The sequence below is a fragment of the Sinorhizobium sp. 7-81 genome (genome assembly GCF_030124405.1).
GTDB classification, from domain to species: domain Bacteria; phylum Pseudomonadota; class Alphaproteobacteria; order Rhizobiales; family Rhizobiaceae; genus Sinorhizobium; species Sinorhizobium psoraleae.
Genome location: NZ_JASKLT010000001.1, coordinates 900,884 through 913,923, shown reverse-complemented (window position 1 = coordinate 913,923; position 13,040 = coordinate 900,884). Strand labels below are relative to the sequence as shown.

The following is a 13,040-nucleotide window of genomic DNA, read 5'->3' as shown; positions in this document are numbered from 1 at the left end:
ATGATCACGGCCAGAATTCGACGTCCACCCCGAAAGGTTCTTCTCCATGGCGACGCGTATCTACGGAACGAACTACAGCGATAAGATCGTTCAGAACGGTTACATCTCGGTTGAGATCTATGCACTTGATGGTAACGACCAGATTTACCTGAACAGGACTGACGTCTACGGCGGATACAACTTCGTCGATGCGGGATACGGCAACGACACCGTCGTGAATTACTTCGAGGGTGGCAACGATATCTTCATGGGTGCCGGCGACGATCTTTACATCGCCGACGCACGTGTTCGCGACGCAAGCTCCTATGACGTAGTTTCCGGCGGCACCGGCAACGACCGCTTCGAGATCGAGACCTACGCGAGCGACTATTATGGCGATAGCGGCAACGACACCTTCCTCTCCGTCGGTTTCAAGAACTATTTCAACGGCGGCACCGGAGTCGATACGATCAGCTATCAACTGCAGGACAGCTTCAGCTCGGAGCGCGGCAGAGGGGTGACGATCGACCTCGGCTATAAATATGCGACCACCGGCACGGGTCGTCGGGAAGACCTGATCAGCATCGAGAATGCGACAGGCACGAATTACGGCCACGACGATATTACCGGCAGCTCGGTCGCCAACGTCCTGCGCGGACTCGGCGGCAACGACATCCTCGACGGCCTCGGCGGCAACGACTTTCTCGACGGCGGCAGCGGTGCAGACGATCTCTATGGCGGCTCCGGCGCAGACATCCTGCGCGGCGGCACAGGGTTCGATTATCTGGTCGGTGGTACCGGCGCCGACGACTTCGACTTCAATTCGATCAGCGAAACGGCGGTCGGCAGCAGCCGCGATGTGATCACCGATTTCCATCGTTCCGAATACGACGTGATCGACCTTTCGACGATCGACGCCGACACGACCTGGAGCGGCAATCAGAGCTTCACCTTCATCGGCAGCAGCACCTTCTCCGGAGAGGCGGGCGAGCTCAATTTCCGCTACGGGGTCGTCTCCGGTGACGTCAATGGCGACGGCTACGCCGATTTCCAGATCAAGGTCAATGGCGTCTCCAGCTTGCGGTTCGACGACTTCTTCCTCTGATACGCCGCGTCTCTCGACAGAGGACCCTCTGCAGCCGCGGCGGGTCTTTCTTTTCCGACGTTAATTACAAACGCCCGGAATCCTTGCGGATTCCGGGCGTTTAAAGCTCTCCCCCGGGACTGAAGGTACAAAAACCGGATGGAGCGCTTTTCGAAGACCCAAGCGGAACTGGTTGATCAGTTCAGTTTTGCCAGGTCATTTCGAATGACGGATCGGAGTTCGTCGATCGGCTTCAGGCTGCTTCCCTCTTCGAAGTGCCAGAATGTCCAGCCGTTGCAGGCATCGAGCCCCTGAACTTTCGCGCCAAGGCGGTGGATGGAGCCCGCCTCGCCGCCCGAGGCGAGCGTACCATCCGCACGCACGATAGCGCTGTAGCGGCGCTTTGCATCGGTGAGTACCGTGCCGGGCTTGATCAGCCCGCTTTCGATCAGCGTGTTGAAGGCAACGCGCGGCTCCGCCTTCTTGCCGGTCATCACGGAAAGCGTCGCCTTACCGAGCGGCTCGACGGCGGCGATGCGTTCGGCGGCGGCATCAATGTAGTCCTGTTCGCGCTCGATGCCGACGAAATGGCGACCGAGGCGCTTGGCGACAGCGCCGGTGGTGCCGGAGCCGAAGAAGGGATCGAGCACGACGTCGCCGGGCTTGGTCGAGGCCATCAGGATACGGGCGAGAAGCGCCTCCGGCTTCTGCGTCGGATGCACCTTCTTGCCGTCGTCACCCTTCAGGCGTTCATTGCCCGAGCAGATTGGGAACAGCCAGTCGGAGCGCATCTGAACGTCGTCGTTTGCCGCCTTCATGGCTTCGTAATTGAAGGTATAGCCCTTGGCCTTCGCGTTCGGCGTCGCCCAGATCAGAGTTTCATGGGCGTTCTGGAAACGGCGGCCCTTGAAGTTCGGCATCGGATTGGTCTTGCGCCAGATGATGTCGTTCAAGATCCAGAAATGCAGGTCCTGCAGGATCGCGCCGACCCGGAAGATATTGTGGTAGGAACCGATCACCCAAAGCGTGCCGGTCGGCTTCAGGACGCGGCGGCAGGCGAGCAGCCAGGCGCGGGTGAAGGCATCGTAAGCCTCGAAGGAGGCGAACTGGTCCCAGTCGTTGTCGACGGCGTCGACCAGCGATTGATCCGGCCGGTGCAGCATGCCGCCGAGCTGGAGATTGTAGGGCGGATCGGCAAAAACGGCATCGACGGAATTATCGGGAAGCGCGTTCAGCGCTGCCACGCAATCTCCCTTGATGATGCTGTCGAGCCAGTTCAACGGACGGGCGGCACGGGAGATTTCGGCAAGCGAAACAACTGAAGACATTGGACAACTCGCAAATACGCTTACTCGGACTGACTATACGCTTATGGTTACCGAAGATGGTTACCAAAGGCTGAAGCCGCTCCAGAAAAATTGGCGCCCATGCTTATGCCGACCAATCCGCATCATTGGTTCACCTGTGGAGCGCCTTCCTCAAGTCGTATCGTCCCGATCATGCCACTGACGACTGTCGGGCGGCGCCTGATCGCGATCGTTGAGGCCGTAGTCCCGGACGACTGCCGCGATCCTCAGACGATAGTCGGCAAACACTCCACGCCGGCCCGCCTCCTGGGCGGCGCGATGTTCGGCGCCGTTGCGCCACGTCTGCACCGCCGCTTCATCGCGCCAGAAGGAGAGCGACAGCAGCTTGTTCGGATCGGTGAGGCTCTGGAAACGCTCGATGGAAATGAAGCCATCGATGCTGTCCAGCAGGGGCCGCAGATCGGCGGCAAGACCAAGATAGGTGTCGCGCCTCCCCTCGGCCGGGACGACTTCGAATATCACAGCAATCATCGCGTCATTCCTTTCCATGCGGCAGAGAGACGTTCCGCAAAAAGATGCGATCCTCCTTCAGGATGAAGCGTTCCCTCCGGGCGAACTCGTAGTTCTCGCGCCCGAGCGGGTCGGCGGCGAGTCGGGCGCGATAGGCTTCGTAGGCGGCGAGGCTCTCGATGTTGTAGACGCCGTAGGCGGTCGTCGCCGAACCTTCGTGCGGGCCGAAATAGCCGATGAGATCGGCGCCGCAGCGGGGAATGGCTTGGCCCCAATTGCGGGCATAGGTCGCAAAGTCGTCCTTGCGGAACGGATCGATCTCGTAACGGATGAAGCAGGTGATCATGGTTTTCTCCTTCTGGCCTGGGAACAATTATGCCTCCTTGTCCGGCGCGAATGCTTCGATTAAGATCGAAGTATGAAGGAAGGTCCGGACATTGCCTTGATCGGCTCGCTCATCGGCGATCCGGCGCGCGCCAACATGCTGACCGCGCTGATGGGCGGGCGGGCATTGACGCCGACTGAGCTTGCGGCACATGCCGGAATCACATTGCAGACCGCGAGTTCGCACCTCGCCAAGCTTGAGGTTGGCGGCCTGTTGACGCAGCGCAAGCAGGGCCGCCACCGTTATTACGCCTTGAGCGAGGATGAAGTCGGCTTGATGCTCGAAAGCATCATGGGTTTTGCCGCGAGCCGCGGCCTGACGCGCCATCAACCGGGGCCGAAGGACCCGGCGCTGAGAAAGGCGCGCGTCTGCTACAATCATCTGGCCGGCGATTACGGCGTACGCATGCTCGACAGCCTGGTCGCCGCGCGGCAGATCGAAGTGACCGGAGAAGACCTTGCACTGACTGATGGCGGTCGGGCCCACGTCGAGGCCTTGGGCATCGATTATGCCGCACTCAAGAAATCCCGCCGGCCGATCTGCCGGACGTGCCTCGACTGGAGCGAGCGTCGCTCGCATCTTGCCGGCTCGCTCGGTGAGGCGTTCCTGACCCTCTTCATCGACAAGGGTTGGGCGAACCGCGAGCAGAACAGCCGTGCCATCCGCTTTACCGACACTGGCGAAAAAGCCTTCTCAGAGCTCTTTCCGCAATAGTGATACGGCAGGCGGCGCCGGCACTCCTCGAACGAGCACGCCGTCAAATCCATCCGTCGCGACGCGTGTGCAAAGCGCGGACCATTCGCATTCATCGCAGGCGGCGCGGACAGAGCCACGCGCAAAGGCGTCGCGCAGGTCCTGAAGGCGGCCGTCATCGAGAATGAGAACCGAACCGGGACCAAGCGGCAGCCCCAGCAGGTCGGATACCGCAGCCAAAGCCCGGTTGTCGCGACAGCCGATATTTTCGTTGCGGCAATGCACCTCGGGCACATCCCGCATCGGCGCGCAGATATCGTCCGGCCCGTCGACGATCTCGATCGGCTCGCCGGCCGAAAGGCGACCGGCAATCTGGCGATAGTTGCGGGTGAACGAGGGCGTATAGCCCTCGCCCACGAAGGTCAGCAGACACAGAAGATGATGCCCGCGCAGGCGAACCATCAAAACAGGCCTGCCGGCTTGCGAATGAAGCGCTGGATTGCCTTGAGAACCGCCGCCGCGAGCGCTGATTTCAGGACCGCACCGAGCAGGAATGGAGCGGCGCCCAACATGATAGCCTCTTCGAGGCCGATCAGCGTCGCAAGCCACGCCACACCGATGACGAGGCAGAGGATATTGGCGGAGAAGTGCGCCATGAAGCTCAGCACCACCCGATCGCCTGTCCAGCCGCGCGCGGCCAGCCAACCGGCGAGGCCGCCGATCAGCGGAAACGAGGCGAGATAACCGGCCGTCGGACCGGCAAAGTGGACGACGCCCCCCGCGCCATTGGCAAGCACCGGCAGCCCGATCAAGGCTTCCGTCAGCCATGCCAGGATGGTGACCACACCCAGACGCCAGCCATAGATGACGCCGATCATGGTGATCGCGAAGGTCTGCATGGTGATCGGCACCGGCACCATCGGCACGCTGATCTGCGAGGAGATTGCAAGGAAGCCTGTGCCTGCCAGCACGAACAGCGCCTTGAGTGGCCACGCTTTTCCGTCGAGACGCAGCGGATCGAAAACGGGTGAATGCGCAGAAACAAGATCGGACATTGGTTCTCTCAAGTTGGAATTCGGAATTATAGATAATTTCTGGAACTATCTATAATTTATCCAATAGCCGTAAGCTGAGACGCGATCAATAGTCAGGGGACTGCGAATTTGCGTTCGCAACCGAAAGGAAGCTCTGGGGCGACGCATCCACGCGCCTCCGGCTGCAGAAATTATAGATAATTTTGAATGGTCGCAGCGACGGGACTCTAGCCGACGATAGAGAAGGCGTCGTGGATCTCACCGGCCGCGGTCTTCACCGGAGTCTTGCCGATCCAGCCCACGTGACGCTCGAGAATGGCTGCCGCCTCCTCGCCCTTCCCTTGACGGAGAGCCGCCAGGATGGCGCGATGATCGTGGTCGGTGCGGGCTTCCCAACTCGAACGCCAAGCCGAGAAAAGAAACCGGGCACTTGCAGCATGAAGATCGTCGATCGCCGCGAGCAAGCGCGGCATGCCACAAGGCTCGAGAATTATCCGGTGGAAGGCGCGGTTCGCCGCCTCCCAGGAGCGCACGTCCCGGGAACGGTCGGCCGCAACCGTTGCCGCCTCGGCCCGATCGAGGATCGCTGGCGTCAGGTGCGGCACAGCGTGGCGTAGTGCCAAAACCTCCAGGACGGCCCGCATCTCTGCCACTTCGCGCACTTCCTTGAGGTCGAAAGCGGCGACGCGCACGCCGCGGCGCGGTTCGCTGACCGCGAGCCCCTGCGCTTCAAGCCGGCGAAAGGCCTCGCGCACAGGAACGTGGCTGGCGCCGAACTCCTCGGCAACATGATCCTGCCGCAGCCGCTCGCCCGGCGGCAGCACTCCGGAGATGATCCTTTCGGCAAGCACGCGGCTGATGCGGCTCGCAAGCGTGTCGTCGCGTTCCTTGTTCATGCGCTACAGATAGAGGCGCATTCCGACGCTGTCGAGGAAGCCCGGGTACTCTTCCGGCGATTTCCAAAGGTTGAGCTTTGGGCCGCCATCGTATAAAGCTCTGCCTGCTGTCGCGTTCATGGCGATCCAGACTCCTCCCCTGCCAGTGGCGCCTTTTTCTCCCAAGGAACTGACTCCCAAATGACCGGTATCGATCTCATTATCTTCGACTGCGACGGCGTTCTCGTCGACTCGGAAATCATCGCCTCGGAAGTCGAGGCCGGATTGCTGACGGAAGCGGGTTATCCGATCAGCGTCGAGGAAATGGCCGAGCGCTTCGCCGGCATGACCTGGCGCAACACGCTGCTCGCAATCGAGAAGGAAGCGAGCATTCCCCTGTCGGCATCGCTGATCGACAAGGTCGACACGATTCTCGACAAGCGGCTCGCCCGCGACGTCAAGATCATCGACGGCGTCAAGCTGGCGCTTATGCAACTGACACTGCCGCATTGCGTCTGCTCCAACTCCACCTCCGAGCGCCTTGCCATAATGCTTGGCAAGGTCGGTATCAGGGACCATTTCGGCAAGCATATCTATTCCGCGCGTGATCTCGGCGCCGACCGCGTCAAGCCGAAGCCGGACATCTTCCTGCATGGCGCCGCCCAATTCGGAATTGATCCTTCGCGCGTCCTCGTCATCGAGGATTCGGTGCACGGCATCCATGGCGCCCGCGCCGCAGGGATGCGCGTCGTCGGCTTCACCGGCGGCGCCCATACCTATCCGTCGCATGCGGACAAGTTGACGGAAGCCGGCGCCGAGACGGTGATTTCCCGCATGGCGGTCTTGCCCGGCGTGATCGCAGCGCTCGCCGAATGGTCGGAGTCCATGACCGCTTGACCGTCATGCTACAGCACCGCGCGTCTTATCAGACGAGCAAGAACGTTGTAGCACTTTGAATTGCTGCACATTTTTTATCCAATCGACTACGATTTAAGGAAACATGCAGTGGCGCGATCGGCTCAATCTTTTTCGCCCCGGCTGCTGCCGGGACGGAAAATCCCGCGGGTTGCAATGGGGCGCGTCCCTTTCGGCGCGCGAGGACGCCGTGCCGCATTGATTGCGCATGACCTTCCTTCGAAAATCATGGTTTTCGCGCAGCGCCCAAGGGCTTACATCAAGCAGTCCATAAGCGTTATTTTCCAAGGAGGAGACACCATGCGTCTTTCGATATTGACCGGTTTGACTTTGGCGGCCGGTGTCGCGTTCGCACCGCTTGCCCATGCCGATATCACGATTGGCGTGATCACCCCGCTCACGGGCCCGGTCGCCGCCTTCGGCGAGCAGGTCAAGAACGGCGCCGAAGCCGCAGTTGAGGCCATCAACAATGCCGGCGGCATCAATGGCGAAAAGATCGTCGTCAAGACCGTCGATGACGGCGGCGAACCCAAGCAAGCCGTATCCGTTGCGAACCAGCTTGCCGGCGAAGGTCTGCGCTATGTCGTCGGCCCGGTAACCTCCGGCACCTCGATGCCGGCGTCCGACGTGCTCGCGGAAAACGGCATCCTGATGGTCACGCCGACGGCGACCACGCCGGACCTCACGACCCGCGGGCTATGGAACGTGCTGCGCACCTGCGGGCGCGATGACCAGCAGGCGGTCGTCGCCGCCGACTATGTCGTCAAGAACTTCAAGGACAAGCGCGTCGCCGTGCTGCACGACAAGGCCGCCTACGGCAAGGGACTTGCCGACGGGTTCAAGGCTGCGATCAACGCGGGCGGTATCACCGAAGTCGTCTACGAGGGTCTGACTCCCGGTGAAAAGGACTTCGGCGCCATTGTCACGCGCCTCAAGGCCGAAAATGTCGATGTCGTCTATTTCGGCGGCTATCACGCTGAAGGGGGCCTGCTCGTGCGCCAGATGCACGACCAGGGCGTCAAAGCGCAGCTCATCGGCGGCGACGGCCTCTCCAACACCGAGTTCTGGGCGATCGGCGGCGAAGCGGCCAGCGGCACGATCTACACCAACGCGAGCGACGCGACCCGCAACCCGGAGGCTGCCCCCGTGATCGAAGCTCTCAAGGCCAAGAACATTCCTGCCGAAGCCTTCACGCTCAATGCCTATGCCGCCGTGCAGGTCCTCAAGGCCGGCATCGAAAAGGCGGGCTCCGCCGAGGACCCGAACGCAGTCGCGGCGGCAATCAAGTCCGGCGACGGGATCGACACCGTCATTGGCAAGCTAACCTACGGCGAAACCGGCGATCTCACCTCGCCGAGCTTCTCGCTCTACAAATGGGAAGCCGGCCAGAGCGTCGCCGCAGAATAAGCGGACGGCGACGGACACGCCGGGGCATGCCCCGGCGTTTTTTTTGCGTGTTGCGGGATATCCCGTCCGCTGGCCTCACTGCGTCCGGATCGGCCCCTCGTCGAAGCCGACGAAAATCTTGGCTTCGGCGCCCGCACCAGCGGGAAGCGTGACGTCGGCCTTGGTGAAAACGAATTGGGTCGAGGCACTTCCCTGCGGGATCTCGACCGGATGTTGGGTGAGTTCGGAATAAAGCGTCTTTTCGCCGTCCGTCGCGGCAACGCGGATCGGCATTGTCAGCTTGCCGGGTCCGCCGGCGGGACCTGCCGCGACACGCCCCTGCACCACCACCGTCACCTTGAGCGCATCTGCACTCTGCACGCATTGGCGCGTCGTGTCGGCAAGTGACGCTTGATAGACGATCTTGGTCGGATCGTCTTTCGCGCCCTTCGCATAGGTGCGGTAGCTGGAGGTCCCGTCCCGAAGGGTGACCTGAGGACAAGCGGCCTGTATTACCGCCGGCGTCGCGGCGGCCGCACTGCCGCCAGATTCGATGGCGCCGCCCGTTTGCGTCTGGTTGCAGCCGGCGAGCACTGCAAGAAGAGACACGGCGAGAAGACGGCGAGATATTTTGCCAAACACGTTGCACAACCTCTGCTGAACCCGGTTAAACACCAGATCACGATGATTTTGGACTGAATCAATCCAAAATCATCGTGATCGATTCCAATAGGTTAGAGCGGGACGGGAGCGGATAATCGCATCCTTGCCCCACCACGCCCTTCTGCATGGTTCCTTAAATCGTAGCCGACTTAAGGATGAAAACATGCAGCAATTCAAAGTGCTACAGCGTCCTTTGCGCGTCTGATTAAGACGCGTGGCGCTGTAGACCGAAAAGGATCGGCCGAAGGCCTTTCACGGCCCACGGGCATCGTCTATAGCAGCGGCGTTTTGAAAAATCGATCCAGTCAGCCGTCCCGCGCAGAAAATTCCGGGGAGCACGACCAGCCGGAAATTGCCATGGTGACAAGATTGACAAGGTGTTTTGCCGGGGATTGACGCAAAAAGGCGGCCGGGGTGGGCGGACCTTTCATACGGTCGCACTCTCGCGGAACGATGACGAAGGAAAGAAGATGGTGAAGTATATTTCGACACGGGGAGAAGCGGCGCCTCTCGGTTTTTGCGACGCCCTTCTCGCAGGGCTCGCGCGCGACGGCGGGCTCTATCTCCCGAAGGAATGGCCGACGCTCTCGAAAAAGGAAATACGGGCGCTGCGCGGCAAGTCCTATCAGGAAATCGCCTTTGCCGTGCTCGAACCCTTTACCAACGGCGAAATCCCGACCGCCAAGTTTCGCGAGATGATCGACGAGGCCTATGCCACCTTCAGGCATCCGGCGGTCGTGCCGCTCGTCCAGACCGGACCGAATGCCTTCGTGCTGGAGCTTTTCCACGGCTCGACGCTGGCCTTCAAGGATGTGGCGATGCAGCTGCTCGCCCGCCTGATGGACCACGTGCTCGCAGAACGCGGTGAACGCGCGACCATCGTCGGCGCGACTTCGGGCGACACCGGTGGCGCGGCGATCGACGCCTTCGCCGGCAGGGAGCGCACCGACATCTTCATTCTCTTCCCGCACGACAAGGTGTCGCCGGTGCAGCAAAGGCAGATGACGACATCCACGGCCTCGAACGTGCATGCGATCGCGGTCAAGGGAAATTTCGACGATTGCCAGAACCTCGTCAAAGCGATGTTCAACGATGAGAGCTTCCGCGACGGCGTCAAGCTCTCGGGCGTCAACTCGATCAACTGGGCCCGCATCATGGCCCAGATCGTCTACTATTTCACCGCCGCGGTCTCGCTCGGCGGTCCCGACCGGAAGATTTCCTTTACGGTTCCAACCGGCAATTTCGGCGATATCTTCGCAGGCTACGTGGCCAAGCGCATGGGCTTGCCGATCGACAAGCTGATCATCGCGACCAACGAGAATGACATTCTCGCGCGCACGCTGAAAACCGGTCGCTACGAAATGCGCGAGGTCAAGGCGACGACGTCGCCCTCGATGGACATCCAGATCTCTTCCAACTTCGAAAGACTGTTGTTCGAGGCTTACGATCGCGACCCGGCCAAGGTGCGTGCGGCGATGGCAGGCCTCAAGCAATCCGGTTCCTTCGCGATCGGCGACAGTGCCGTGAAAAAAATCCGCAAGGAATTCCGCGCGGGCCGCGCCTCGGAAAAAGAAGTGACGAAGACGATCCTCAGGACCTTCGAGGAAAGCGGCTATCTCCTTGATCCGCATACAGCAATCGGCGTATTCGTGGCGGGCAAAAACGAGAAATCTTCTGCGCCGATGGTCACACTTGCGACGGCCCATCCGGCAAAATTCCCCGACGCAGTAAAATCGGCAAGTGGTATTGACCCCGCGCTCCCGACGTGGCTTGCTGATCTCATGAATAGGGCGGAGCGTTTCGATATCCTGGATCCGGAGCTTAAGAACGTCGAAACCTTCATCGGCGAGCGTACCCGCGTTCGGGATTAGAACGAGAAGAAACGTATGATGAAAGTTAAGTGCACCCGGCTACCATCCGGGCTGACGGTGGTGACCGAGCGGATGCCGCATCTCGAAAGCGTGGCGCTCGGCGTCTGGATCAAGTCCGGTTCGCGCAACGAAACCGTGGATGAACACGGCATAGCGCACCTGCTGGAGCACATGGCTTTCAAGGGGACCCGGCGGCGCAGCGCCCGCCAGATCGCCGAGGAGATCGAGAATGTCGGCGGCGAACTCAACGCCGCCACCTCCACCGAAACGACCTCGTACTACGCCCGCGTGCTCAAGGACCATGTGCCGCTGGCTGTCGACATCCTCGCCGATATCCTGACGGAATCTACCTTCGAAGACGAGGAACTCAGGCGCGAGAAACACGTCATCCTGCAGGAAATCGGCGCGGCGGACGACACCCCGGATGACGTCGTCTTCGACCGTTTCGCCGAGACCGCCTACCGCGACCAGACGGTTGGCCGCCCGATCCTCGGCACGCCGGAAACCGTCATGTCCTTCTCGGCCGACCAGATTCGCCATTACCTCGGCCGCAACTATACGACCGACCGAATCTTCATCGTGGCGGCCGGCGCGGTCGAGCACGATTCCTTCGTGCGCGAGGTGGAAAGACGCTTTTCTGCGCTGCCGCGCGAGCCGCATTCCTCTCCCGTTCTCGACACGGCGCTCTACACCGGCGGCGACAGTCGCGAGAGCCGCGATCTTATGGATGCGCAGATCCTGCTCGGCTTCGAGGGGAAAGCCTACCACGCGCGCGACTTCTACTGTTCGCAGATCCTTGCCAATATTCTCGGCGGAGGCATGTCTTCGCGCCTCTTCCAGGAAGTGCGCGAGCACCGGGGCCTCTGTTATTCCGTCTATGCCTTCCACTGGGGCTTCTCCGACACCGGTATCTTCGGCGTCCATGCTGCCACGGGCGGGGAAAACCTGCCGGAACTGATGCCGGTGATCGTCGACGAACTGCGCAAATCATCGATGAGCATCGAGCAGCAGGAAATCGAGCGCGCCCGCGCGCAGATCCGCGCGCAATTGCTCATGGGACAGGAAAGCCCTGCTGCGCGGGCCGGACAGATCGCCCGCCAGATGATGCTCTATGGCCGCCCCATTCCCAACGAGGAACTGATGGAACGGCTGTCCGGCATCACCATAGAGCGCCTGACCGACCTCGCCGGCCGCCTGTTCTTCGATACGGTCCCGACGCTGTCGGCGATCGGCCCGCTTGAACAGCTTGCTCCCATGAGCGACATTCTGTCGTCTCTGAACATGAAGGCCGCTGAGGCGCACGCCATGGCGATCTGACCGGGTCTGCCGCGGAACTCAACACGGCGGAACCGGAGTGTTTTTCTTGAACAATTTCTGAAAATCGGATTCGATTCAGGCGCGAAGTTGTGCAACGTTCACAGTGTGGCGGCGCCACCGGAAGGTTGGAACGGCGGCGCCGTTGACGGGAGATAATTCCTTCCGTCAAGCATAGTGGCTGGGACGGGCGAGGAAAATCCAGACGGCTTTCGCCGCCGCCCCCGCCCGCGATCCTGGCCCGGAGGTATATATGGCACGATCGGTTTTTCGGTTTCTGTCGCGGCAGCCCGAGTCGATCGAGATCGCCAACCGGAACTATCTGCTTCGCCTCCCCCGTTATGCCGATTATCGCCAATGGTATCAGTTGCGCAGCGAGAGCCGCGCTTTCCTGGAGCCGTGGGAACCCACCTGGCGTGCCGACGAAATGACCGAGAGCGCGTTTCGCAGCCGCGTCATTCGCAATGAACAGGAATATGCCTCCGGCCAGGCCGTTCCCTTGTTTCTTTTCCACAAGCCGGACGAAATACTCCTTGGCGGCCTTACCATCGGACACATCCGACGAGGCGCGGCCCAGAACTGCATGATCGGCTACTGGATGGGACAGAAATATGCCGGCCAGGGTCATATGTACGAGGCGCTGAAGCTGACGATCCCCTACATCTTTTCGACCCTCGAGTTGCACCGTATTGAAGCAGCCTGTATTCCAGAGAACGCGCGGAGCATCCGGCTCCTTGAAAAGGCCGGCTTTGAGCGTGAAGGCTATTTGAGACAGTACTTGAAGATAAACGGGCAGTGGCGGGATCATCTGATGTTTTCCCTCCTGTCCGCAGACGCCGTACCGAACAGGAATATGCCCCTTTGATGCCCCTGACCTCTAAGCCGTTCGCGCGACCAGCCGCAAAGCTGGCGGCGTTTCTGGTCGCATTCGCCGTGTTCGCCATCGGCTTTGCCGGCGGCGTCGCGCACGCGCTCGAACCGGTGAAGATCTCGCGCGAAGACACGGCGCTCGACCTGACGGCCA

At 61.0% G+C, this 13,040-nt stretch carries 14 protein-coding genes; 7 read left to right on the top strand and 7 right to left on the bottom strand.

All coding sequences use genetic code 11. The annotated features are described in order from the left end of the window. Positions 1 to 46: 46 nt before the first annotated feature. The gene (locus tag QN224_RS04360) at positions 47 to 1,084 is read left to right on the top strand and encodes a calcium-binding protein (protein ID WP_283975671.1); all 1,038 of its coding nucleotides are present in this window, start codon (positions 47 to 49) and stop codon (positions 1,082 to 1,084) included. A 176-nt stretch (positions 1,085 to 1,260) separates the two neighbouring features. On the opposite strand, the gene QN224_RS04355 is transcribed toward QN224_RS04360, so the two are convergent. The 3 genes from QN224_RS04355 to QN224_RS04345 all read right to left on the bottom strand — a co-directional run bounded on the left by QN224_RS04355 (position 1,261) and on the right by QN224_RS04345 (position 3,226). Beyond that, positions 1,261 to 2,391 carry a site-specific DNA-methyltransferase gene (locus QN224_RS04355; RefSeq protein WP_283975670.1) on the bottom strand — a complete coding sequence of 377 codons (1,131 nt, stop codon included), beginning with the start codon at positions 2,389 to 2,391 and terminating at the stop codon, positions 1,261 to 1,263. Between the two features lie 150 nt (positions 2,392 to 2,541). Beyond that, positions 2,542 to 2,901 (bottom strand): antibiotic biosynthesis monooxygenase, encoded by a 360-nt coding sequence (locus tag QN224_RS04350; protein ID WP_283975669.1) that lies wholly within the window; start codon positions 2,899 to 2,901, stop codon positions 2,542 to 2,544. Between the two features lie 4 nt (positions 2,902 to 2,905). Further along, positions 2,906 to 3,226 carry an NIPSNAP family protein gene (locus QN224_RS04345; RefSeq protein ID WP_283975668.1) on the bottom strand — a complete coding sequence of 107 codons (321 nt, stop codon included), beginning with the start codon at positions 3,224 to 3,226 and terminating at the stop codon, positions 2,906 to 2,908. A 72-nt stretch (positions 3,227 to 3,298) separates the two neighbouring features. Here QN224_RS04345 and QN224_RS04340 point away from each other — a divergent pair, with 72 nt between their 5' ends. Next, entirely contained in the window at positions 3,299 to 3,979 is a 681-nt protein-coding gene (locus QN224_RS04340; RefSeq protein WP_283975667.1) for a winged helix-turn-helix domain-containing protein, read from the top strand. Here the strand turns inward: QN224_RS04340 and QN224_RS04335 are convergent. The 3 genes from QN224_RS04335 to QN224_RS04325 all read right to left on the bottom strand — a co-directional run bounded on the left by QN224_RS04335 (position 3,959) and on the right by QN224_RS04325 (position 5,888). Then, complete coding sequence (locus tag QN224_RS04335) at positions 3,959 to 4,423, bottom strand: DUF1284 domain-containing protein (protein ID WP_283975666.1); 465 nt, start codon at positions 4,421 to 4,423, stop codon at positions 3,959 to 3,961. The genes QN224_RS04340 and QN224_RS04335 overlap by 21 nt on opposite strands. Continuing rightward, the gene (locus tag QN224_RS04330) at positions 4,420 to 5,013 is read right to left on the bottom strand and encodes a biotin transporter BioY (protein ID WP_283975665.1); all 594 of its coding nucleotides are present in this window, start codon (positions 5,011 to 5,013) and stop codon (positions 4,420 to 4,422) included. Before QN224_RS04330 ends, QN224_RS04335 begins: the two co-directional genes overlap by 4 nt. Positions 5,014 to 5,219: 206 nt before the next feature. Further along, the gene (locus tag QN224_RS04325; protein ID WP_269277306.1) at positions 5,220 to 5,888 is read right to left on the bottom strand and encodes a GntR family transcriptional regulator; all 669 of its coding nucleotides are present in this window, start codon (positions 5,886 to 5,888) and stop codon (positions 5,220 to 5,222) included. A gap of 180 nt (positions 5,889 to 6,068) precedes the next feature. Between QN224_RS04325 and QN224_RS04320 the strand changes: the two genes are divergently transcribed. Continuing rightward, positions 6,069 to 6,764, top strand: a complete 696-nt coding sequence (locus QN224_RS04320; RefSeq protein WP_269277308.1) for an HAD family hydrolase — start codon at positions 6,069 to 6,071, stop codon at positions 6,762 to 6,764. A gap of 318 nt (positions 6,765 to 7,082) precedes the next feature. Continuing rightward, complete coding sequence (locus tag QN224_RS04315; RefSeq protein WP_269277312.1) at positions 7,083 to 8,189, top strand: branched-chain amino acid ABC transporter substrate-binding protein; 1,107 nt, start codon at positions 7,083 to 7,085, stop codon at positions 8,187 to 8,189. Between the two features lie 75 nt (positions 8,190 to 8,264). On the opposite strand, the gene QN224_RS04310 is transcribed toward QN224_RS04315, so the two are convergent. Next, positions 8,265 to 8,810 carry a hypothetical protein gene (locus tag QN224_RS04310; protein ID WP_173510598.1) on the bottom strand — a complete coding sequence of 182 codons (546 nt, stop codon included), beginning with the start codon at positions 8,808 to 8,810 and terminating at the stop codon, positions 8,265 to 8,267. 491 nt (positions 8,811 to 9,301) lie between these two features. Here QN224_RS04310 and thrC point away from each other — a divergent pair, with 491 nt between their 5' ends. From thrC to QN224_RS04295, 3 genes are all read left to right on the top strand, one after another. Then, positions 9,302 to 10,702 carry a threonine synthase gene (gene thrC / locus QN224_RS04305; RefSeq protein ID WP_283975664.1) on the top strand — a complete coding sequence of 467 codons (1,401 nt, stop codon included), beginning with the start codon at positions 9,302 to 9,304 and terminating at the stop codon, positions 10,700 to 10,702. Between the two features lie 15 nt (positions 10,703 to 10,717). Beyond that, positions 10,718 to 12,019, top strand: a complete 1,302-nt coding sequence (locus tag QN224_RS04300) for a pitrilysin family protein (protein WP_173510600.1) — start codon at positions 10,718 to 10,720, stop codon at positions 12,017 to 12,019. Between the two features lie 250 nt (positions 12,020 to 12,269). Continuing rightward, positions 12,270 to 12,881: a GNAT family N-acetyltransferase gene (locus QN224_RS04295; protein ID WP_173510601.1), complete on the top strand. Its 612-nt coding sequence runs from the start codon at positions 12,270 to 12,272 to the stop codon at positions 12,879 to 12,881. Positions 12,882 to 13,040 lie beyond the last annotated feature (159 nt).